The following is a 23,952-nucleotide window of genomic DNA, read 5'->3' as shown; positions in this document are numbered from 1 at the left end:
AAATGCTATATCAACTAATAACCTCTTGTCGTCTATTGACGATTACTTTATTTCTTGTGTTCATGCCCATTATCGGAATGGCCCAAAGTCGAGGAAAGGTCGTCGGAGAGGTTGTCACTACAGATGGTAAACCTCTTGCATATGCCAGTGTCAAATTGAAAGGCACAAATTATGGTGCCCGCGTGGACGAGCGTGGACATTTCAATATGCAGGTTCCTGAAGGACAATATCTATTAATGATCAGCTTTGCCAACTATACCGTTGTCGAACAAGTCATCCAGGTCACGGCCCATCAGGATTTGAACCTATCACAGATTGTGGTCCAGTCGACATCGAATCAGCTTCGTGAGGTTGTCGTGTCTGATATCCAGAAGAATAAATTTGCACGTAGGGAAGCTGATGATATTGCTCGGATGCCCTTAGCTAATCTTGAAAATCCACAAGCCTACTCAGTAATAACTAAAGACTTTATGCAAGAGATTGCTGCTACGGATTACATTAGTGCCCTATCACAAGTTCCAGGAGCTATTGTGACGAATGGTGTTAATGACAATGGCAATGGTATTACCCTTCGGGGATTTTCCAACACCGGTACAGGCAATTCTAATATGGTCCGCAATGGGTTGCCTATCAATTCCAGAGCAGTCTCCGAAATCTTCAACCTAGAAAAAGTGGAGGTTATTAAGGGGCCTTCTGCGGCATTGTTTGGTGCGCAGGCCACCTCTTATGGGGGTATTATCAATAATGTTACCAAGCGGCCATTTGAGTCTTTCCGAGGTGAGGTCAATTATACAACAGGTAGCTTCGGTATGAATCGGCTTACGGCAGATATTAATACCCCCTTGAATGATGATCGTACCGCATTGGGACGTTTTAATATCATGGGTACGACCAATAATGGCTTTCAAAATGAAGGAAAGGTTACAGCCTTGGGATTTGCGACGAGTCTCGCGTTCAAGGCGGGCGATAAGACCACCGTTCGGTTTGACGCCGATCTCTATAATACGACTAAGCCATTGGTGGCCTATCTCCGCAATACGCACAAGCTTAGCTTTAACAACCTCAAGGAGTATGGTATGCCGCATGATCGCTCGTTGACGTCTAATGATGTTGCGACAAATAGAACCAATATTAATATCGGCACCGAGATTGAGCATCAATTATCCGAAAACTGGAGTTCCCGTACTTCCTATCTCTATAACAACAGCGGAGACAAGGGGTCTATTTTTATGGTTCCCATGGTAGTCGACGATGAGCGTATAGAGCGACGCTATCGTATTTTTGACGACTATAATCTCAATTTTTCCGTCATCCAGCAAAATTTTAATGGTAACTATACATTGGGTTCCTTGGAGAATAAGGTGCTATTAGGACTTGATGCTACGCTTTACACCGATAAGAATCTCTATATGGTGCCTTATTTCGCTATTTATGATACCGTCAGTGTGAAAGATCCATCTTGGAAGCCTTTGACACGCTCTGAGATAGAGAATTCAAGAGGAAAACGTAGCTATGGCGATGGCATAGACAACAGCAAGTATAATGTTATCAGCGCATATTTTTCTAATGTTACGAATATCTCGGATCGCTTTTTCCTGATGTTGAGTGGGCGAGTCAACCGTTTCCATCAAGGAGCACGGCTGTCGTATTCACCCGGTCAGCCACTTATCAAAGATGAGCAGGGCAATATCGAACAAAAGGAGGTCGGGCCCTCCCATAGTAAAGAAGAAGGCTACAATCAAGTCAATTTTTCCCCGAAGATTGGGATTGTGTTCCAACCCGTCAAGGATCAAGTATCCATATTTGCCAACTATATGAATGGTTTTACCAACGTAGCAGCGTCACAGGGGCTTAGCGACCCTAGCAATTTAGATTCGGATGTAATTACTAAAAAATGGAAACCCGAACAGGCCAACCAATTTGAATTTGGTACCAAGATTGATCTTTTCGACGGATTGTTGAGCTCCACCATATCCTATTACGATATTCGTGTCAAGGATCGCCTTCGTGAGGTAATAGACTTTGTATATACTCAGGATGGAGAGTTTAGCTCGAAGGGGGTTGAAGTCGATGTGATTGCTAATCCCGTTCGCGGTTGGAATATTGTGGCAGGTTATGGATATAATGACAATAAATTTGTCAAAAGTGAGGATTATTCCCAGGGATTACGTGAGGCTTGGTCTCCAAAGCATGTTGCTAATTTTTGGACATCTTACAAATTTCTGGATAATCGCATTAAAGGATTAGGATTCGGGGCCGGGATGAACTATGTTGGTAGTGTGTTGATGGATTTTGAAGATGATTTTACCATCCCATCCTATACCGTAGTTAATGCCACTGCTTTTTATGATCAGCCCAAGTACAGGTTGGGCCTGAAGTTCAACAATATTGGCAACATTAAGTATTGGGATGTATACGCCAAGCCACAGAAGCCTTTTGAATTTTTGGCAAATATTTCCTTTAAGTTTTAAGCTTATTTAGCTATGACCTACATACCCAAGAAAGCGCCTAAGACCTCTACTTCACAACAAATGCCTCCAAAGAAAATTGGTAAAGGTTGGTTTTCCCGTCTTAACGCTTGGTTACATCTTTGGCCAAGTATTATTTCAGGAATCATAGTTGTATTCGTCTGTCTTACAGGTACACTTATCGTTTATTGTGATGAAATATTGGAATGGAGTGCCGGTGATGCACGCTATGTAGAGGTGCAGCACCAGCCTGTTAGTTCAGATAGATTGATTGAGTCTATACAAGCTACAGATCCGCAGTTGGAGCTTTCAGAGATTGTTTACTTTAATGATCCGCACCGAAGCATTCGCGTCCGAGCTTTTCACGGAGAGACACATCAATTGACATTTGTATATGTAGACCCCTACACTGCGGAAGTGCTCAAGATGGATACCCTGCCCCATTTTTTTTACATTACAGCACATCTACACTCAGCACTTTTGGCCGGTCCTTTTGGGAGTTGGGTAGTCCTTATCGCGACTGTTATCTTCTTTGTGAGCTGTATCACTGGACTTGTCCTATGGTGGCCCAAGCGTTGGAATAAGAAGACCGTTCAGGATAGTTTTACAGTAAGGTGGAAAGCGCGTTTCAAAAGGATAAATTATGACTTGCATAATGTATATGGCTTTTACTCCCTCTTATTATGTTTCATTTTGAGTCTTACTGGAATTATTATTTTCTTTCATTCCTTAGGAGATATCATTAGTACCGCCTTTGGTGGAGGGGAGGAGCATCTTGAAGAAGTTGTCGGACAGGTAGAGCCAGATAAGGTCTCTGTCGATATCACTCGTTTGGCCAGACGAGCGCTAGCAGAGCATCCAAAGCAACAAAATGCAGCTATCTGGGTCTATAATTTCGAGCACACAGGTGTCTACGTTTTTCGATTGGGTGTTGCCGGTCTCAAAAGCACGGAGAATCAACAACTGATGGTATTTGATCGTTACACAGGTATGCAACAAGTTGTCCCTAAGCCTCAGTTGGTACATGAAAAGGTCGAAAATGCTATTTGGCAATTGCACATGGGGCAGTGGTGGGGACAGATTGGTAAGTTGTCTACCTTTCTCGCAGGCATTGTTGCTACATCTTTACCCATTACCGGATTTTTGATCTGGTGGGGGCGTCATAAAAAGAAAAGTAAAAGAAAGCCCAAGTCCACTATATCCATCTCGTAAGTTTATTCTATTTTAAAGATTTTATGTCCTATTCTCTATATATCACTTTTTTTGCCCTATTTTTTTGTGCCGTTACCGTTAGTGCACAAACAAGGATACAAGGTTTCGTATTCAACACATCCCAGCAAGTCATTCCTAAAGCCAATATAACTATACACACTATAGATTCTATAGGCACCTATAAGATGTATACAGATGACGACGGATTTTTTAAGCACACCTTACCCACTGGCACTTATCAATTAGAAGTCTATCATTTGGGATATGAACGATATACGCATAGGTTCGATTTGAAGTCTGGAGAGCAAATAGCTCTGGATACTATCTTTTTGGTAGATGCGCTGCAGACTTTGGGTGAAGTTACGGTTCAAGGGACTCGTCGACTCATCGAGCAGAAGAGCGATCGCACTGTCATTAATGTAGAGAGTAGCATTTTAGCTAGTGGTATGACTGCTTTAGAATTGTTGCAACGAGCACCATCCGTCAGGGTCGATGAAGATGGTAATATCCAAATGCGAGGCAAGTCAGATATTGGTATTTTACTCAACGGCAAACTTTCCTACCTGTCATCGAAAGAGCTGGCCAATATTTTAAAAGGCACTTCGTCAGAATCGATTAAAAGTATTGAGCTGATTACCAATCCCTCTGCAAAATTTGATGCCAAAGGGGTGGGAGGTCTCATTAATATTGTAATGAAGCAGCCTGCACCAACACCTTTGTCCGGTAGTGTACAAGCTTTTGGGGGCAGTGGTCGAAAAGCCCGTTATGGAGGTGGAGCCAATCTCGGTGGCCAAGTTGGGCAATGGAGGTGGCAAGGCAGTTTTGAGCATGCCTATCGAGGAGAGGAAGAGTATCGTAACTTCGATAGATTTTATGCTGACGGGGATGCCGCTGACGCGCGCAAGTCACTGCAATATTCCAAGACCGATGAACCACTTACTACTCAACAGGGTAGGGCGGGACTTGAATATACACCCAATGAGCAGATGAGTGTAGGCGTACTTTGGACAGGTAGCTTCGGCACGTATCAAAATTTTAGCCAGGGGTACAACGACATATACCGTATGGATGATGAACGACTGACCCATACATTGACGGACAACACCAATGACAGTCGATGGCAGGCGCATAATGTCGGATTCAGTTATATACAGAAGATAAAGGATAAGCATCAATTGAGTGCTGATTGGGATATCCTATATTCCAGTTACAAAGCCGATCAGCTACTCCTATCGACCATCCTTCCATTGGGACAGTATAATCCTTATCTTGCAGCTAGGCAGAATGCTACACCATCAACTACCCATTTGCAGGTTGCCAAGGCGGATTATTTGCATCAGATCAATGGAGCGTTGAGTGCCGAAATCGGTTGGAAAAGCAGTTGGATGAAGTCAGACAATAATAGTCTATCCGATACCCTTGATCATCATATATGGGTTCATGATTCACAGAATAGTAATCATTTCGTTTACAAAGAACAGATTCACGCCGCTTATCTTAATTTTAACCTCAATCTTGATCGTTGGGGATTTATCGCCGGTTTGCGTACAGAGCGTACAAAGGCTGATGGTGATTTGCGGACAGACGGTACGACATTCAGCAAGCATTATATACAGCTATTTCCGAGTGTCTCCCTTCGTTTCCAGCCACATGCTAATCACCAATTTCAATTTTCATATAGTCGTCGCATCAATCGTCCCGACTACGAAAATCTAAACCCTTTTCGATACTACGTTGACGCCTATGTATATTGGGAGGGTAATCCTCTCTTACAACCCGAGTTGGCTAATGCATACGAGCTCAACTATACTTTGCACCGAAATCTCCTCTTCTCGGTTTACTATACTGATGTGCACGATGCGATGACCTCTGTGTTGACCCAATTACCGGAAGAGAACACGACTATCCGTAGCATTCATAATATTAAGGGATTTCAAAATTATGGGATTAATGTACATTATTCATTTTCACCCTTTGCATTTTGGAGTACGCAATGGAATGTCAACACCTTCGAAAATCGTTATTTTGGAACTTTTCGCAATGAGCGTATCTACAATAGACTATGGTCATATACAGCACAGACCACCCATACTTATCGTATACCAAAAAAATGGTCGGTCGAGTGGACGGGCTCTTACGAAAGTCCACAGAGTGATGGAGTCTTTAGGCAGAAGGCGAGCGGATTCGTCTCCGTTGGCTTGATGAAAAAATTGTACGATGATAAGTTGAATGTCAAATTTGCGATAGACGATTTGTTTAGGACTCGTCGCTATCATACCACATCCACCGTTGGTAACGTGTACATGGACCAACGCATCAACCTCGATAGCCGATTGTGGCGCATTAGTCTTACATACAGCTTTGGCAGGTCTAGTGATAGTCATTCGAAAGCGAAGTCCAACCAAGAGCAACAACGGGTTAGAGGTCTATAAGTTCAAGCTCGTTTCTGTTTTTTAAGGTCAATGTGCTGAAAGGATGTTCAATCGGGTGATATAGTTCACTCGGTTGGACGGGTAGCATTCACTTACACAATATTTGTTCAATAAAATTTTTTATATTCAAATAGCTACAATATCAAGTACCTACGGAAAAATTAAGCAGGGTCGCGTTGATAGAATTAGTCAATAAAATTAGGGATGCTGAGAGGCACACTGAAGAAGAAAACGATGCTTATCTCGATATCTTCCTGGACAATGTCCCAAATCCCAATGCTAGCGATTATATCTACGGGCTCGAGTATGAAGATTTTAGTATCCTTTTTCTCCCTGATTATTTATTCAAGGTGTCAGACGTCACGATTCAAATAGTGTTTTGAAGAATAAAAAATGGCGATTTAAATCTTGAGGTGATATCCCTTAGATATCTCTCCAGCCCACTAATTTCCTCCATTCGTCCATTTCCTGATTTCTTTTTTCAAAATCTGTCGGTGGTTGCTGATTTTCACTTTTTGCCTGTTTTCTTATGATTTCTGTTTGTTCCTCGAGCGTGTTAAGCCCGATGGATTTTCTCCTTTCATTTACGTTGTTCAAATCGTCCAAATGATTTGGGCTTAGATTTCCGTTTTTGTCCCACTCAAATTGGGTTCCATAGCGTTGCGGCTTACCTTCAAATACAGCTATTCGATCAGTGAGATAGGCTACGTTTTTTTTATCTGCATCGTTATGATTAACAGCCTCTGTTAGCAGTTGCAAGCATTTTTTCATGAATTTTGGCTGTCCAATTGAATGCTGGATGACAAGCCAAGCAGCTTCGTTCGCCTCCTTGCCAACTTTGTCTATTGTCGGATACCCAATTTTGTCTATTATATCGTTTAATGCTTTAGCATTTTTATTATGTAACTCCCTCATTTCTTCATGATATCCATTGCCAAGTTGCCCGCTTCGAACAAGTTTGGTCCTGAGTGCAGTATCAGCATTCTTAAGCTTAACTATTTTTCTAGCAATATCTTCATGTTTCATTTTTGATGTCGTTATGCCTTCACGCAAATATTTGTCCTTATGTTATCGGCTGTTAACATACTCCTTTGTTTCTCTACTATTTGAAATAGATCGAAATGCTTACTAAAAAGTATATCATGCTTGACTATCAAAGTTACAGATGTTGATTATACTAAACCAATGGCATTCGTCTTTTGGTGTCTTTTTGACAACATAATAGGCTTTATAGGCTTTTTTGTTAACGTATTCAAAATGATATTTGTATTTGGGTATGGACTTTTGGATATCGCTATTGCAAGGTGTTGGTCCTTGGCGTGTTAAGCGTAGCCAAGTTGCTTGGTGATTTCAGCCATGGGCAGCGATTTAAAAATTAGAAAGGGTGTAGGTGATAATAGAAAGGTACCACTGGAGCGTGATTAATTATAGGTAATGAGAATGGAAAGAGAATATCCCAAGCGCCCGTTGGCGCAAGAGAATAAGCATTTTGGAGTTGAACAGAAATTAAAAGACACCATTGTACAAGTCGCTATCAGAAGATTTTCGCATTTTGGATTATATAAGACCACGATGACGGAAATTGCAAAGGATTTACAGATTTCTAAAGTCAACCTACGTTACTATTTTCGAGACAAACAGCTTCTTATAAAAGAAGTGTTAAGAACCCTTGAAAATGATTTTAGACAGATTGAGCGTTTAATCATAGGTCGTACCCATGATGGTGTATTATCCATTTTATTCCAACTGTTGGAGCACCGAAGGCATTTTATGGATAGTTACCATAGTATTTACCTAGATATGGTACATTGGCAGGTAGCACATGAGGGGGAGGGTTCTACCGCTAACAATCTCTATCTGGGCAATGTCGATACTTTCTGTTCCGTAATTAAAATTGGCATAGAGAAAGACGAACTGTTGGCTATGGAAGCAGAGGCCATGGGAAAGTTGATTTTGGAGATGGCAGAGGGAGTAGAGATGAAGTATACCTTGGGCGAAATTATTTCAGGATTACCCGATGTCTCCACTTCGAATGAGATTTTGGAGAAGCAGAAATGCGTAATAGCCTTGATGATAAAGGGGATGACGCCTGAAGCTATGCCCCGAAGCGGCGATGTAGGGCACTAAGTATTTAGAAAGAATATGCTTACCTATTGATATGTTGTGTGTTGATTTTTTTGTGATTGGTTTTGATAGAGACGCGCATTGTGCGTAAATTGCTAACCGAGTATTAATGATAAGAACTCTCGTCAAATTAGAGAATGCGATGAAATCGGTATTTTTTCTTTCTTTGGAAGATATGATTGCCAGCGACATTAGAAAACAGAAATTTAATGGATTTAAAGTGTCTACGCTCAATCATGAGAATTCGGATGATGTGTTTTGCAATATTCCGATTCGGATGGATTGTTTTGCTATCACGATCGTAACTCAGGGAATATTGCGTTTGCGTAATAATTTTAGTGAATATATATTGCAGCAGGGAGATATTTATCTCGGTTCACCCTCTAATGTGGTAGAGTTTTTGGAAGTTTCCTCCGATATTGATGTGGTCTGCTTTCTTATAAGTGTTGATTTCTCAAAAAAGATAGGTGTAAATTTGCATGGAGTTAATCTGTTGGAGTCCGTGCTGACAGGTAAGATGAGCCAGTTGTCTGTAGATCGCGATGTTCAAGACCGTTTGGTGATGTATATAAAGCATCTAGGACAGCTAAATAGTCCAGGAGAAGCCAAAGAGTTTCATAGTGAGATCGTGAATACCACACTCAAGCTGATGACATACGAGATAGGTGCCGCACTCAAGCTGCGCGTGCAGAACGAGGGACCTATTCAAGATAGACAGCACCAGGTCGCCTTTGATTTCATCAATCTGGCAATCGAAAGATTTAAAGAGAATAAATCGATCGAGTCTTACGCTGCAGATTTGTTTATTTCTAGAAAATATCTGAGTCGTGTGGTCAAAGAGGTTACCGGTATGACGCCTGCTCAAATCGTCAATCAACTCGTGATTGCCGAAGCCATCACCTTACTCAATATTTTTAACTATACCATGACGGCAATCGTCGATGAGCTCAACTATGTCGATATGCCAACTTTTAGTAAATTCTTTAAGCGACATGTTGGCCTTTCACCTTTGGCTTATCGTCAGAGCGTACGCACCGCAAAATAACCTTCTTAGAGATTTTCATTCCTTTTTTCTTCCTTTTTTCTCTTTTTTGGAGTCTTATTGACAATATATTGAGTTTTCTTGACTTTTTAACCAAAATAATCAAATCGATATTTGTGAGCCATTCTTAATATAAAGTTTAGGTTGTAATAGTATGATTAAAATGAATCAAGTTTCCATTGTTAAGAGTTCGCTGATGGGGATCAGCGCAGTTTTCCTTTTTGGTTGTAGCGCTGCCGATGATAAAGGGCAACAGATTGGTCAGCCCGTTGAAGTTAATATGCTTACGATAGCTGCCGACAACGCCATAGTTGCTCGAGAATATTCGAGTGCGATCGAGGGTATTCTAAACGTTGAAATTCGTGCGCAGGTATCGGGTTATATACAAAAGATCATGGTGGATGAGGGAGCCTATGTTCAAAAAGGGCAGACACTGTTTAAGATCGATGACCAAGTATATGTGCAGCAGTACAACAATGCTAAGGCTTCGGTTTTGGCAGCTAAGGCTAATTTGGTAAACATGAAAATAGACTTGGATAGAAAGCGCGAACTCGTCGAGAATAATATTGTTTCAAATCTTCAAGTCTCACAAGCTGAGGCTACCTATGAAGCCACTTCGGCGGCATTGGAGCAAGCAAAGGCAGCGGAGCAATCAGCAAGGATCAACATCGGTTTTTGTAACATTACAGCGCCCGTGAGTGGTTACATCGGACGGATACCCTATAGACTCGGAAGTTTAATCGGTCCTTCGATCGTGAGTCCGCTCACGATCTTATCCGATACGCGTCAAGTATATGCTTATTTCAGTATGAGCGAAAAGGATTTTTCGATTTTTCAAGATCGATTGGCCGGCAACACGATCGAGACTAAGCTTCGACATGCGGCAGCTGTCCAGTTGAAGACTGCCACAGGTAAAATCTATTCCCAACAAGGCAAGATTAATGCCGTAGAAGGGCAATTTGACAAAAATACAGGTTCGATTACTCTACGTGCGGTATTTGACAATCCTGGTAACGAATTACGGACAGGTAGTACGGGGCGGGTATTGATGGAGCAGCATTATGAGCAAGCCGTACTCGTCCCTATATCATCGACGATAGCCATCCAGGACAAAATCTATGTATTCACATCCGACAAGGAGGGGAAGGCAGTGCAGCAGCCACTCGTGGTTAGCGGAAAGACAAATGGAAATTACATTGTTACGGAGGGTATACAGGCCGGCGAGAAAATCGTCGCCAATGGTCTCGGCTATCTGCAAGCAGGTACGCCAATCAAAGAAAAATCGGATATAACAGACAGCTCAGACAGTACATCTGCCGAATAGACCCTTAGTTCAAAGTATTGAGAATATCACGAAATAGTCAATTATGTTAAAAAATATTATAAAAAGGCCGGTCTTGGCCACAGTTATCTCTATTCTGCTGGTGATTCTCGGGGTAGTGGGGATGCTTTCACTGCCGATTACCAAGTTTCCAGAGATTGCTCCTCCAAGTGTATCGGTCATCGCCAACTATCCTGGGGCCAGCGCAGAGGTCATTGCCAAGGCTGTAGCGCCCCCGTTAGAGAATGCTATCAACGGTGTGGAAAATATGGACTATCTTACTTCAACTTCCAGTAATGATGGCAGTTTGATGATTACTGTGGTCTTTAAGTTAGGGACAGACCCCGATCAGGCGGCTGTCAATGTACAGAATCGGGTATCACAAGCTACGAGTATGTTGCCCGCTGAGGTCAACCAAATCGGTGTCAGCACAATGAAGCGTCAGAATAGTATCGTAGCGATGGTCACCTTATATTCCGATGATGGTGCTTCAGATGAATTGTTTCTGGAAAATTATGCTAAGATTAATATTGTCCCAGAGCTGAAGCGTATACCTGGTGTAGGAGATGCGCAGGTATTCGGCAACAAGGATTATTCGATGCGTATCTGGTTGGACCCGCATCAGATGGCCGCTTATAACATTACACCACAGGAGATCGGGGCGGCCGTCCAAGGACAGAATATCGAAGCTGCGCCCGGACGCTTTGGGGAAAGTTCCAAAGAGGCAATCGAGTATGTCATCCGATATAAAGGTAAGGCTATTGAACCACAGGACTATGAGACGATGATTATTAGATCCAACAGTGACGGATCTTTCCTTCGTCTGAAAGATGTCGCACGTGTTGAGTTTGGTTCGTATACCAATACAGTATCAACCGCCTACAACCGTAAGCCCGCTATTATGGTAGCCCTCTTCCAATCTGCCGGATCAAATGCCAATGCCGTAGAAGTTGCGATGAACAAGCGCTTGGAAGAGCTTGCGACCTCTTTCCCCGGCAACATTAAGTATACCGTACCTTACAGTTCGAAGGAATCATTGGATCAGTCCATCAGTCAGGTGCTCATGACCTTGTTAGAAGCATTCATATTGGTTTTCATCGTGGTATTTATCTTCTTACAGGATTTTAGGTCTACATTGATCCCTGCTATAGCAGTGCCGGTGTCTATTGTGGGTACATTCTTTTTTATGCAACTATTCGGCTTTTCAATCAATTTGCTGACCCTGTTTGCCTTGGTGCTTGCAATAGGTATTGTGGTAGATGATGCGATTGTTGTGGTCGAGGCCGTACACGCCAAAATGGAACGACGCAAGCTTAATGCTCGTGCCGCTACCATGTCGGCAATGAGTGAGATTACCGGAGCTATTATATCCATTACATTGGTCATGTCCGCAGTGTTTGTACCTATCGCCTTTATGGAAGGACCCACAGGTGTATTTTATCAACAATTTGCCCTCACACTAGCCATAGCGATCGTTATATCGGCAGTCAACGCCCTTACCTTGAGCCCAGCACTATGTGCTATATTACTGAAGTCCCATGATGGCGGACATGAGCACAAGAAGCTCAATTTTAAGGAACGTTTCTTCATCGGGTTTAATGCTGCATTTGATAAAATGACATTCCGATATGGAAAGTCCGTGTTATTCCTCATCAAGCGTAAGGTAGTAGCCTTTAGCGGGCTAGCGATATTGATTGGCTTATTCCTGTGGATGTTTAAGACTACACCCACTGGTTTTATCCCTGATGAAGATCAGAGTTTCTTGATGACGATGGTGACTATGCCTCCTGGTGCATCGTTGGATAGAACACAGCATACGATAAAAGAAGCAGAAGCTGAAATCCGGAAACACCCTGCTGTAGAGAGTGTCATATCTTTATCTGGATTGAACATGATGAGTTTCAGCACTTCATCGTCTGCTGGTGCCATAATGGTCCGATTGAAGCCCCTTAAAGAGCGAGGAGAAGTGCGCGACATCGAACAAATCACTGGCCAGTTGCAGGGCTCGTTGATGGGGAATAAAGATGCTTCATTTTTTGTTGTAGGGATGCCTACAGTTCCAGGGTTTGGAAATACATCCGGACTGGAAGTAGTATTGCAGGACCGTACGGCTGGTTCGTTGGAAAATTTCAATAGTATATCCAATGCCTTTGTAGGAGCCTTGATGCAGCGTCCTGAGATCAGTTTTGCTTTTACCACTTTCAACGCCTCCTACCCGCAGTATGAATTGGAAGTAGATGAGGTCAAAGCGAGGCAATTTGGCGTTAATGTATCCGACTTGATGGCCGTGATGCAAGGATACTATGGAAGTATGCAGGCCTCTGATTTTAACCGTTTTGGCAAATACTATCGTGTAGTTATGCAAGCAGCACCAGAGTTCCGGGCAGATCCCGCGTCACTGGACGGTATCCAGATTAAAAATCAGATGGGGCAGATGGTTCCCATCAATGGTATCGTCACCTTGAAAGCCGTCTCGGGGCCGGAGACCGTCGAACATTTTAATCTCTTCAATGCCATCAACCTGACCGTGATGCCAAGTCCTGGATATAGTACAGGGCAAGCGATGGAAGCAATAGACCAAGTGTCTGCCTCCCAACTTCCCAACGGGTTTTCCCATGATTGGAAGGGAATGGCTCGCGAAGAGCGATCTTCTGCTGGACAAACTGTCTTTATTTTTGGTCTCTGTATCGTTTTTGTTTATTTCTTGCTGTCCGCACAGTACGAAAGTTATCTTTTGCCGCTTTCCGTACTGATTGGAGTCCCTACCGGTCTACTGGGCGTATTTTTAGGTATAACCCTGGCTGATTTGTCCAACAATATCTATGTGCAGGTCGCGTTGGTCATGCTTATCGGCCTATTGGCCAAGAATGCGATCTTGATCGTTGAGTTTGCAATACAGCGCCGTCGTGCAGGGAAGTCACTCGTTGCTTCCGCCGTCGAAGGAGCCAAAGCACGTTTGCGTCCTATTTTAATGACTTCGTTGGCATTTATTGCCGGATTACTACCCCTTCTATTTGCGGTAGGCCCTTCAGCAATAGGTAATCACTCCATAGGTTACGCTGCTGTATTTGGTATGTTGGCCGGTACGGTGTTCGGAATTTTTATTACCCCCGTACTGTTTGTCGTGTTCCAATATTTGCAAGAGCGGGTTTCAGGTAAAGCCGTATCCGAAAAAGATTGGGAATATGAAGAAACGGAGCTGACCAGTTAATGCATTTGTAAATTATTAATATCATCGACAGGAAATGAATAACCATATAAATATAAATAAAAGAACGAGGCTTTGGGCATTGGCTACAGGGATGGTAGCTATATTAGCCGCTTGTTCTACAGGAAGATATGTGCCGAGCAAGGTGGAGCTGCCATCCCAGTATCGGATAGATTCTAATGCTATTGTTATGAATGCAGATAGCAATTTGGCGAAGCTGTCTTATCGTGATTTTTTTACGGATCCAGTCTTGTTGGATTTGATCGATAGCAGCCTAATCAATAATAACAACCTCCAGATAGCACTCAAGCAGATCGATATGGCTACGGAGGCAATAAAGCAGGCCAAATGGGGATATCTTCCCATTGTCACTGCGACAGCAGGTGGAGCTACTCTTACTCGTCCTTCTGACAACAGTATGAATGGTATGATGGCGGCTCAGTTCATGGGCAAAAGCTATATGGAAGACTACTCTACTGCTCTCAATATATCTTGGGAAGCCGACATCTGGGGTAAGATCAGTGGACGAAAAGAGGCCGCATTGGCGCAATATCTGCAGACACAAGAAGCAGCAAATGCAGTTCGTACACGATTGGTAGCGAGTGTCGCGCAGGGCTACTATAGACTGTTGATGCTTGATCTACAAGTGGACATTACCCGTCGGAATCTTGTTTTGGTGGACAGTACGATTCATATGACACGTGTTCAGCGTGATTTAGGAATGACTAATACGCTAGCCTTACAGCAGCAGGAAAGCGTTCGAGATCAATTGGTGCAATCGCTCCCTGTCCTTAAGCAACAGGTCGTAGTTCAGGAAAATGCCCTATTGGCCTTAACAGGGCGCATGCCTGGCAATATCGATCGCCGAGCCAATCTACTTGATATCCATCAGATGGAACAGTTCAATACAGGTATACCCGTGGAGTTGTTGAGTCTAAGACCCGACGTCAGGAGTAGCGAATTGGAGTTGCGCCGTTCGGTGGCGGTTGCCCATGTCGCTAAGGTCAGTATGTATCCATCGTTGAATATTACTGCTCAGGGAGGACTCAATGCATTTAAGGCCAGCAATTGGTTCAGTATTCCCGGTTCGCTTTTTGGTATGTTGACAGGATCTCTTACACAACCCATTTTACAGGGGCGACAATTGAAGACGGCGTATAACCAGGCGCAGTTGGCAACAGCGCAAGCCGAGTTTCAATTTAAGGAGAGCGTGTTGCAGGCAGTGGGCGAAGTGTCCAATATCCTGGTCGAGATCGAATCCTTGCAAGATCAACAAATTGTCTCTACCGCCTTGATAGACCGCAGTGGTGATATGGTCAAAAATGCCATGATTCTTTTCAAGAACGACATGGCCACTTATTTAGAAGTTATCGCTGCACAACAGAGTAAATTGCAATCGGAGCTGAATTATGCCACTATCCGACAACAGAAACTGATAGCAGAAGTTAATCTCTATAGAGCACTTGGGGGAGGAGTAAAGAAATAGACGATTTGTCGTTTATATGTGTGTAGTGAAGACCGGTAGATTGTATGCTTTTCTACCGGTTTTCCTTTATTTAGTGTTGGAGGTTCAAATATTCCCTCTATGCTTATATCCTTAAACCCATTTTTTTTCCTCCAGCATCTATCCTTACCGGAACACATTTTTTATTGGATCAATCCATTCTAATCCTACTTCTGTCTGTAGGTAAATTTTATCTTTTTTGATTTTTTTGAAATGACGGGCTGTACTTCGTTCCGAATATGTATTTTTGAAGGCGACAGTGCTATAAGCAGACGTTCATATCTCCATGGTAAAAGACTTATCCGAGCAAGACTTATTGTTAGCCATCTCTCAGGGTGATGAGCAGGCATTCGCTATGCTCTACAATCGGTATCACATTAAGTTGAATCAATTTTTGACAAAATTTACAGCCGCTGATCCGTCCAAAGGAGCCGATATCCTTCAAGAAGCTTTTTTGAGATTATGGTTGAATAGGGATCGCATCTACGAAATCAATAATTTTCAGTCTTGGATTTATAAGGTGGTTAGCAACGAAGGGCTTACCTTTTTGCGTAAGGAAGTACACAGTCACAACAAAGCCCTTCGTTTGAAGGAGCTATATGATTCCAATCAGATGGAGTCGGTACACATCCCTCGGTTGATGGAGTTTGATGAGCTTAAGCACATTATACAACAATCCATTGATAAGATGCCTGACCAACGTCGAAAAATTTATTTGCTGAGTCGGGAGCAGGGCTTGACTTCAGCAGAAATCGCTGCAGACCTTAATATTTCCCCAAATACAGTCTACAACACACTCACTTCAGCACTAAAGCAGATTCGACAAGACCTTTCTGACAACGGTTACCTTGTTTCTACTACAATCTTGCTCCTTTTAAAAATTATTTAAAAAAATCACACATATCAATAGTAGTAGTATTCAAAAGTATATTCTTCTATGTAACGGAGGGATATTACGTATGCTATTGCTCTCCGTACCCAATTTATAAACTATGCAAAAAGAACAGATTTTATATTTGCTCAAACAATATTATCAGCAGCAGTTGACTGATGCAGAGTGGATTGAGCTCGAACATCTGCTGTCAACAGTTGATCCCATGGTATTGGAAGAAGCATTTGCTGATTTCATAGCTTTTTATTCCGATGACTCTACTGAGGTCACTACCCAAGCCGTTTCGGAGCAAAGGATTGAACGTATTTTGTCTCTGGATCGTCGTATCTCACCCTCATCAGGCCGAGAGATTCCCGTTCGTCAGATACATCCAGTTTTGAAAAAGTGGGCCTGGTCTGCAGCAGCCGTTTGTCTCCTGTTTCTTGGGCTATACTGGTATACCCACGATAGGGATCTTAGCCCCGATGAGTCTAACTCCTTTACAAGTATTGTCAATGATATTCAACCTGGAGGCGAGGGAGGACGGTTACATTTGGGCAATGGCGAAGAGATTAATTTAGATACGATATTGGGGACGCCTCAGATTAAGCTGATGGGTGAGGGGGCTTATGTCAAGTACGATAGGTCGAGTGCTACTTACGTCATCGCTCAAGAACTCAGGAGCGCCGCACCCTTGTATCACACCGTTGAGACACCTAATGGAAGGCGATATCGTCTTAGACTTAGCGATGGGACACAGGTATGGCTCAATGCGGGCAGCAAGCTTACATTCCCCATCGCATTTAGTGGACAGTCCAGAGATGTGTTTGTGACGGGTGAGGCCTATTTTGAAGTCAGTAAAGATTCACATCGTCCTTTCTCGGTCAATGTCATCGGAAGTAGTACCAAAGTCCAGGTATTAGGTACTAAGTTCAATATCTCTTCATATCCTGAGGATAAGGGCTTTGTGACCACTCTATTTGAAGGCAAGGTCAAGTTAGTCAATTCTACTCAATCCAAAGTCCTAAAACCAGGGGATCGTGCCGTTGCTGGGGTTGCTGGTGAGATTATAGTCAATCCAAGTGAGAACCTAAAAGAAGAAGTCGCATGGAAAGATAATTATTTCGCTTTTACCGATGCCGACATACGGACAGTCATGCTCGAGTTGGGACGTTGGTATGATCTTCAGGTCAACTACGAAGGTCCCATGCCTACTGGTAAATTCTCAGGAAAGATCGGAAAGGAGTTGAACTTTGGACAGGCTATGGAGATACTAGGAGGTACAGATATCAAATACAAGATAGACAATCATAGGAACGTCACTATTATAACCAATCATTAGACAATGATACCAATCGAATAACTGTTAGTGGCGAGTGCCCCAATTATTTATAAACTAATTTTAAACTTCATATTGTTATGAAACACTTTTCTCTATTTAAGTGTGTTTCCAATGGGGGCTATCCCGAATTTTGGAAACGCAAAGCCAACGTTATCTTTGCCGTCAAATGCAGCCTTGCCCTTATGGGACCTGCGTTGTGCAGCGCCAATGTACATGCATTCTCCCAAACCGTAAGATACGATAGCCAACCTGTTGAACTTGGCCATCTCTTAAAAGATATCGAGCGGCATACTGGTTATGTGTTCTTCTATAAGTCCACAGATATCAAAGGTGTGCAGGTATATGATTTCTCCCTCAAAAATAAATCTGTTGAATCGATGCTGAAAGAACTGGCAATGAAGATACCTTTTCAGTATACGATAAAGGGAAAGACCATCGCCCTGAATAAGGTTTCCGCATCACAGAAGATTATTTCTGGTCAAGTAAAAGATGCTCAAGGTGCCCCTCTACCTGGAGTGAGTATTATGGTCAAAGGGACGGCTAGGGGGACTTCATCTGACGCAAATGGCGATTATACCTTAGAAGCTGCAGCTCACGAAATCATTGTATTTCGGGCGGTTGGGTATGAAATTTCAGAGATATCAGCTGGTAATTCCGCTCTCTTAAACACTGTTGTCCTTCAGCAGCAGCCCCAGCAGTTAGAGGAGTTGGTCGTTATCGGTTACGGTAAGGTCAATCGTAGGAACGTGTCCGGTGCAGTGGCCTCTGTCAAAGGCTCTGATTTATCAGCTGTTTCTACCTCTTCCAACTTTACCCAATCGTTGCAGGGGAAGGCCGCGGGCCTACAGGTGTTACAAGGAACAGGTCAACCAGGAGCCAATTCGAGTGTAAAGATTCGTAGCAATCCATCCAATGCCAGTGCTGGCGTGTTGTACGTTGTGGATGGAGTGCCCATTAATGGAGGTGCGAGTACGCCTAGTGCGTCGGTGAGTACGCAGAGCAATCAAGATATCAGTCCGTTGAATTTTATCAATTCCAATGATATTGAATCCATAGAAGTACTTAAAGACGCAGCGTCTGCATCTATCTACGGAGCTAGAGCCGGTGCAGGTGTGATATTGATTACCACCAAACGTGGTCAGTCAGGTACACCTAAGATTAACTATACAGGGTCATATGGTTTCCAAAGTCCAGCAAAGATGTACGAAGTACTCGATACCCGCACCTATATGCAGCAGGTCAATATGATCGACCTGGAACGTTGGATGCTTGCTAATAAAATAGGACCCTATTATGGTCAGGTAGACGCTTCCACCTTACCTGCATTCAGCCCTAGATATTCCGATGACGAAATCAAGAATACACCTACCAAGCAGAATGCAATGGACGCTATTTCGCGAAATGGCTACACCACCCAACACAATGTGTCGTTAGCTGGTGGCACAGATAAGACCAAATACTTTGTGTCGGGCAACTATTTTGATCAAAAAGGTATCTTGATTGCTACCGGTATGCGCCGCTATAATTTTAGAGCAAATTTTGATCAGCATATTACCGACAAAATTAAGACAGGTATTAGTGCGACCATGTCCGATGGAGTTATCAAAGCTACCGGTACCGGTGGAGCATTCGAGAATGGAGGGATCCTTACTGCAGCTCTATATCATCCGGGCAACATGGACCTGGTCAATCCTGACGGTACCTTTCCCCTCAATCCTAGGTATGCCAATATCCCTAACCCATTGTCTTATGAGACCGTATTGAACGATGTCAAGAATTTTAGACTCTTGACCAATGCTTACCTATCTTGGGAGGTCGTGGATGGGCTTACAGCCAAAGGGATGTACAGCTTTGATCGTTCGACCAGTGGACGAGAGCTCTATTTACCTCGCACTTATTTAGGTGGAGCCAAGACCAATGGCAACGCACAGATTTCGCAAAATGAGGCCAATATTAAATTACTGGAATATACTTTAAATTATGACAAGACCATTTCCGGAGATCACCGGCTTGGCGCGTTGTTGGGGTATTCCTTCAATCAATTTAATACGAAAGGTTTGAGCGCTGGCAATCAGAATTTTCCTACAGATGCCTTGTATCATCACAATTTAGGAACAGGCCAAAGCCCTAAGCCGTCCGTAGGGTCCGAATCCGGCGAAAAGACCATCGCTTCCTACTTCGCGCGAGGTATCTATACCTTTAAAAATAAGTATACTTTACAGGCCTCCTTGCGACGAGATGGAGCGTCCAATTTTGCTGAAAATAAGAAATGGGGGTATTTCCCTGGCATAGCGGCCAATTGGGTGATGTCGGATGAAGCGTTTATGCAGGCCGATAGCAATCCCATTAATTTCCTAAAGTGGCGTCTCTCTTACGGACAGACTGGTAATAGTGATATTCAAAGTGCGGCCCAGTTGGCCTACAGCACAAGCTACTCGGAGGGCAATTACTCCTATCTATTTGGTGATGGAGCATCTCCATCTACCGGTTTTGGAATTGCTCGGTTGAATAATCCTGATCTTAGTTGGGAGACCGCCAGCGAGATAAATGCTGGATTAGACTTTGGTTTGTTTAATGATCGTATTACCGGGTCTGTAGATTACTTTAGCAAAACCATCAGCGGCCTTCTTTTCAATGTCACTACTCCCGGTACCTATGAGATTAATGTACGTACTGTCAATGCTGGCAAGACACAGACTGATGGGTACGAGATTGCGCTACAGACCAAGAACATTATCGATCGCTCTGGCGACAAAAGCTTTACTTGGTCTTCAACCATCAATTTCTCTCATTATTTGAGCTACTGGAAGGAGCGAGCTCCGCAGACTATGGCCACATTGGCAAGATATGTCGTACCTACTGGTCGAGATGCGGTTTATAATGCTGCATTTGGTTACCTTTCTTCTGGTATTTATGATGGTCAGGGCGGCGCCCCTGCTCACATGGCAGATATGCTTCCTGGTAGCCTGATGCTGTCTGATTTAGCTAGCTACGACCAAAATGGCAATTTGGCTGCACCCGATGGTCGCATTACCGCTGCCGATCAGACTTTATTGGCTAATCTCGATCCTAAATTTAACTTCGGTTTTGGCAATACATTTACTTTTAAGGATTTTGATCTCCAGGTATTTTTCTCAGGAGCCATTATGAAAGCATGGAGTCCTTATGGTCCCAATCGCAATTTCAGGATTGCCAGTTTAGCGGCCAATATGGGTACCTATGGATGGAATACCATGCCCATTAGTTTGGAAAGATGGACCTTTGAAAATCCTACAGGTAGTTTCCCGACAGGGCTATCCGATGCCAAGTATGCCGCCTATCAAAATAATTCGAGCTACTGGATGGTCAATGCTAATTTTCTCCGTTGTCGCAATATAACACTAGGTTACAGTTGTCCTACCGAATGGTTGGCGGGGCAGCAGGTGGTCAAAGGCCTCCGATTATCCTTTGACGTCCAAAATCCGTTCACCATCACCAAATATCCAGGTTTGGATCCAGAGTTAAATCAGAATAATTATTACCCTTTGGCCAAGAGCTATGTATTGGGTGTAAATGTTAGTTTCTAATCATATTATGTCGACTACAATGAAAAAATCTATAAGAACAAAAAGATGGTTACGATTGGCAATTTTGTCATTAGCTACGATTCCAATTTTGGCTGCATGCGAGAAGGATCTTGCCTATAAAAATAACCAAGAACTTAACAATGAAAATTATCCCAAATCAGCAGATGATGCCAATGCAGCGGTCACCGCTATGTATTCAGGTATGATGCAAGGGGCGTTGTGGAATGGTTGGAGTGCTGCACAAGCGGGTTATGCCACACAAGCCAGCCAGACCACTGATGAGGCTGTTTGTTATTGGGATGACGGCGGTAGTTGGACACGCTTGAATGCGTTGAACTTCGATCCCGATTTTGGTTCCATTACTCGGCACTATGGGTCTTTGGTTCGGTATATTTCCAAGATTACCGGAGTTATTCCGCAGATTGAAGCGATCGCTATGGATGATATCCTGAAGAAACGATACATTGGTGAGTTGAAAGCATTGCGAGGGTATTTTATGCAGATCTTGTACTTATACTATGGTCCCGTACCGGTAGTGTTGGATCCAGCGATTCTCAATACACCTGCTTCAGCGGCACTGCCTCGCCCTAGCACAGCGGATATGGTCGCATTAATTGAAAAAGATTTTACAGAAGCAATTTCCGTCTTGCCCGACAGATTTACCGGTGCCGATTATGGTCGTTTTTCAAAAGCCGCATGTCTGACTAGCTTGATGAAATTGTATATGCAAGAGAAGCGTTGGCAGGATGCTGTCGATGCCGGTAATCAAGTCAAATCTATTGGGTTTTCTTTGGCAGCCAATTATGAAGACAACTTCAATATTAATAATAAGGGGGGTAATTCTGAGATTATCTTGGCTATTGTTTGCAATGCCACTTCCCCCACCAACGGCAATATCTATCGCCCCCATTACCTCCCGACCGATTATTACGAAGTTTCCAACGATGGATTTGATACGGCCTGGGGTGGCTATCGCATGCCTTGGAAGACATACGATAAGTTTGATCAGGATGATTACCGTTTGAAATTATTAATGCAAAAATACCCGACGCGCAAAGATGGACAGGTTGTATTACGCGATGCCCGTGCCGGAGGGGATATTGGTGCTGTGATGATGAAATATGGTCCTGACCCGGCCAAGACCAGTGTTGAAGTCAGTGCCGTTGACATCGTTGTGATGCGTTATGCGGATGTTGAGCTATTGATGGCCGAGGCCTTGAATGAGCTAAATGGCCCGTCTTCCGAAGCCTATGCTTTCATTAATGATGTCAGGAGTATACATGGCAAGTTGCCTGCTCTCTCTGGCCTAGATCAGTCTGGATTTCGCGTAGCCGTCCAGAATGAGCGTTTGTTTGAATTATGGGCCGAAGGTGTCCGTCGTGACGACTTGATTCGCTGGGGGCAGTATATCCAGCGTGCTAAGAATGACGGATATACCAATGTCGATGATCATTTGATTTTGTACCCATTACCACGTACCGCCATCAATGAATCTAATGGTGTCATCAAGCAAAATCCAGGTTACAACTAGCGCAAGCCTTAAAGGACATTCATTTTGGATGTCCTTTATTCTTTTTATCTTATATCGTTTTCAAATGAACAATAAATGTTATTTCGCCCACTACATGCTGTTGTTGCTAATGCTATGTTTCAGCTATAGCCATGCACAAGAGGTAAAGGCACCCATTATGGGGTGGAGCAGCTGGAATAGTTTTCGGATTAATATCAATGAACAATTGATCAAAGAGCAGACTGATGCATTGATTACATCTGGTCTGTATAAAGCTGGTTATCGGTATATCAATGTTGATGATGGCTTTTTTGGTGGTCGTGGTCCGGATGGTAAGCTTTTTGTCGATAGCACCAAATTTCCGAATGGTATGGGAGCTGTTGCGGACTACATCCACAGTCGCGGACTCAAGGCGGGGCTTTATTCCGAAGGAGGGAAGAATACCTGCGGGTCCATCTGGGACCAAGACCCCAAAGGCATAGGCGTGGGCATGTACGGCCACGAGAAGCAGGATGCTCACTTGTTTTTCAACGAATGGAACTTTGATTTTATCAAAGTAGATTGGTGTGGAGGGCAGGAGATGAAGCTTGACGACCAAGAGCAATACAGCAAGATTGTACACGCGATTAAAGCTGTTAAGCCCGATGCCGGGTTCAATCTTTGTCGTTGGCAGTTTCCCGGCGAATGGGCGATTCATATGGTTGATTCTTGGCGCATCTCTCAGGATATTCACAATAGTTTTAAATCTGTATTAGGTATTATCGATATCAATCGAGATTTATATCGTTATGCTTCACCTGGGCACTACAATGATATGGATATGTTACAGGTCGGCAGAGGGATGACCTATGAAGAAGATAAATCCCACTTTTCAATGTGGTGCATGCTCAATTCTCCATTAATGGCCGGTAACGATCTGCGTACTATGTCAAAGCAGACAATAGGTATCTTGACCAATGAGGAGCTCATTGCCTTAAATCAAGACAAGGCTTTTTATCAGGCGCGTAGCATTTTGAAAGAAGGCGAGGTAGAAGTTTGGGAGAAATTACTCTTTAACAAAAAGAAGAAAGCCATCGCTATTCTCAATCGTGAAGATCATCCAATAGAGTATATACTAACAGCCTCTTCGGTAGGGGTATCTCCCAAAAGTAAAATCAGGGATCTTTGGCAGCATCGCTCTTTGGGAAGAATGGGGGTCCAAAGAACCTTTGCTATTCCCCCTCATGGAGTTGTGGTATTACTTGTGGATATTTAAGAAGAATTTTAGTTGATGATGTTGCTGAGTATCCATGTACAACGTTTCGCTGCTAGCTGGTAGAGCAGTGCCAATGGAAAGATATTTTGTAATGCGC

Annotated in this window: 14 protein-coding genes; 13 read left to right on the top strand and 1 reads right to left on the bottom strand. The window is 43.3% G+C overall.

Annotated elements, in window-relative coordinates; all coding sequences use genetic code 11:
* Positions 1-2 precede the first annotated feature (2 nt).
* From OQ289_RS13710 to OQ289_RS13700, 3 genes are read left to right on the top strand one after another with little or no spacing between them, the layout of a single operon-like run.
* On the top strand, positions 3-2,471 hold the full coding sequence (locus OQ289_RS13710; RefSeq protein ID WP_270087426.1) for a TonB-dependent siderophore receptor: 2,469 nt from the start codon (positions 3-5) through the stop codon (positions 2,469-2,471).
* A gap of 12 nt (positions 2,472-2,483) precedes the next feature.
* Complete coding sequence (locus tag OQ289_RS13705; RefSeq protein ID WP_270087425.1) at positions 2,484-3,680, top strand: PepSY-associated TM helix domain-containing protein; 1,197 nt, start codon at positions 2,484-2,486, stop codon at positions 3,678-3,680.
* 23 nt (positions 3,681-3,703) lie between these two features.
* Positions 3,704-6,112, top strand: coding sequence for a TonB-dependent receptor domain-containing protein (locus tag OQ289_RS13700; RefSeq protein WP_270087424.1), 2,409 nt, complete (start codon positions 3,704-3,706; stop codon positions 6,110-6,112).
* Positions 6,113-6,535: 423 nt separating this feature from the next.
* Here the strand turns inward: OQ289_RS13700 and OQ289_RS13695 are convergent, their stop codons facing one another.
* The gene (locus tag OQ289_RS13695) at positions 6,536-7,138 is read right to left on the bottom strand and encodes a DUF6624 domain-containing protein (RefSeq protein ID WP_270087423.1); all 603 of its coding nucleotides are present in this window, start codon (positions 7,136-7,138) and stop codon (positions 6,536-6,538) included.
* A 414-nt stretch (positions 7,139-7,552) separates the two neighbouring features.
* Here OQ289_RS13695 and OQ289_RS13690 point away from each other — a divergent pair, with 414 nt between their 5' ends.
* From OQ289_RS13690 to OQ289_RS13645, 10 genes are all read left to right on the top strand, one after another.
* Positions 7,553-8,239 (top strand): TetR/AcrR family transcriptional regulator, encoded by a 687-nt coding sequence (locus OQ289_RS13690; protein WP_270087422.1) that lies wholly within the window; start codon positions 7,553-7,555, stop codon positions 8,237-8,239.
* 106 nt (positions 8,240-8,345) lie between these two features.
* Entirely contained in the window at positions 8,346-9,281 is a 936-nt protein-coding gene (locus OQ289_RS13685; protein ID WP_270087421.1) for a helix-turn-helix domain-containing protein, read from the top strand.
* A gap of 160 nt (positions 9,282-9,441) precedes the next feature.
* Positions 9,442-10,602, top strand: coding sequence for an efflux RND transporter periplasmic adaptor subunit (locus tag OQ289_RS13680; RefSeq protein ID WP_270087420.1), 1,161 nt, complete (start codon positions 9,442-9,444; stop codon positions 10,600-10,602).
* Positions 10,603-10,645: 43 nt separating this feature from the next.
* Positions 10,646-13,810 carry an efflux RND transporter permease subunit gene (locus OQ289_RS13675; protein WP_270087419.1) on the top strand — a complete coding sequence of 1,055 codons (3,165 nt, stop codon included), beginning with the start codon at positions 10,646-10,648 and terminating at the stop codon, positions 13,808-13,810.
* A gap of 34 nt (positions 13,811-13,844) precedes the next feature.
* Entirely contained in the window at positions 13,845-15,293 is a 1,449-nt protein-coding gene (locus tag OQ289_RS13670; protein WP_270087418.1) for an efflux transporter outer membrane subunit, read from the top strand.
* Positions 15,294-15,597: 304 nt separating this feature from the next.
* Complete coding sequence (locus tag OQ289_RS13665) at positions 15,598-16,200, top strand: RNA polymerase sigma-70 factor (protein WP_270087417.1); 603 nt, start codon at positions 15,598-15,600, stop codon at positions 16,198-16,200.
* Between the two features lie 103 nt (positions 16,201-16,303).
* A complete protein-coding gene (locus OQ289_RS13660; protein WP_270087416.1) occupies positions 16,304-17,524 on the top strand; it encodes a FecR family protein in 1,221 nt (406 codons plus the stop codon).
* 77 nt (positions 17,525-17,601) lie between these two features.
* Complete coding sequence (locus tag OQ289_RS13655; RefSeq protein ID WP_270087415.1) at positions 17,602-21,090, top strand: SusC/RagA family TonB-linked outer membrane protein; 3,489 nt, start codon at positions 17,602-17,604, stop codon at positions 21,088-21,090.
* Between the two features lie 19 nt (positions 21,091-21,109).
* Positions 21,110-22,621 carry a RagB/SusD family nutrient uptake outer membrane protein gene (locus OQ289_RS13650; protein WP_270087414.1) on the top strand — a complete coding sequence of 504 codons (1,512 nt, stop codon included), beginning with the start codon at positions 21,110-21,112 and terminating at the stop codon, positions 22,619-22,621.
* A gap of 64 nt (positions 22,622-22,685) precedes the next feature.
* The gene (locus OQ289_RS13645) at positions 22,686-23,855 is read left to right on the top strand and encodes a glycoside hydrolase family 27 protein (protein ID WP_270087413.1); all 1,170 of its coding nucleotides are present in this window, start codon (positions 22,686-22,688) and stop codon (positions 23,853-23,855) included.
* Positions 23,856-23,952: the final 97 nt, after the last annotated feature.

This window comes from Sphingobacterium sp. SYP-B4668 (assembly GCF_027627455.1).
Taxonomy (GTDB): domain Bacteria; phylum Bacteroidota; class Bacteroidia; order Sphingobacteriales; family Sphingobacteriaceae; genus Sphingobacterium.
This window is presented reverse-complemented; position numbering and strand designations above follow the sequence as displayed.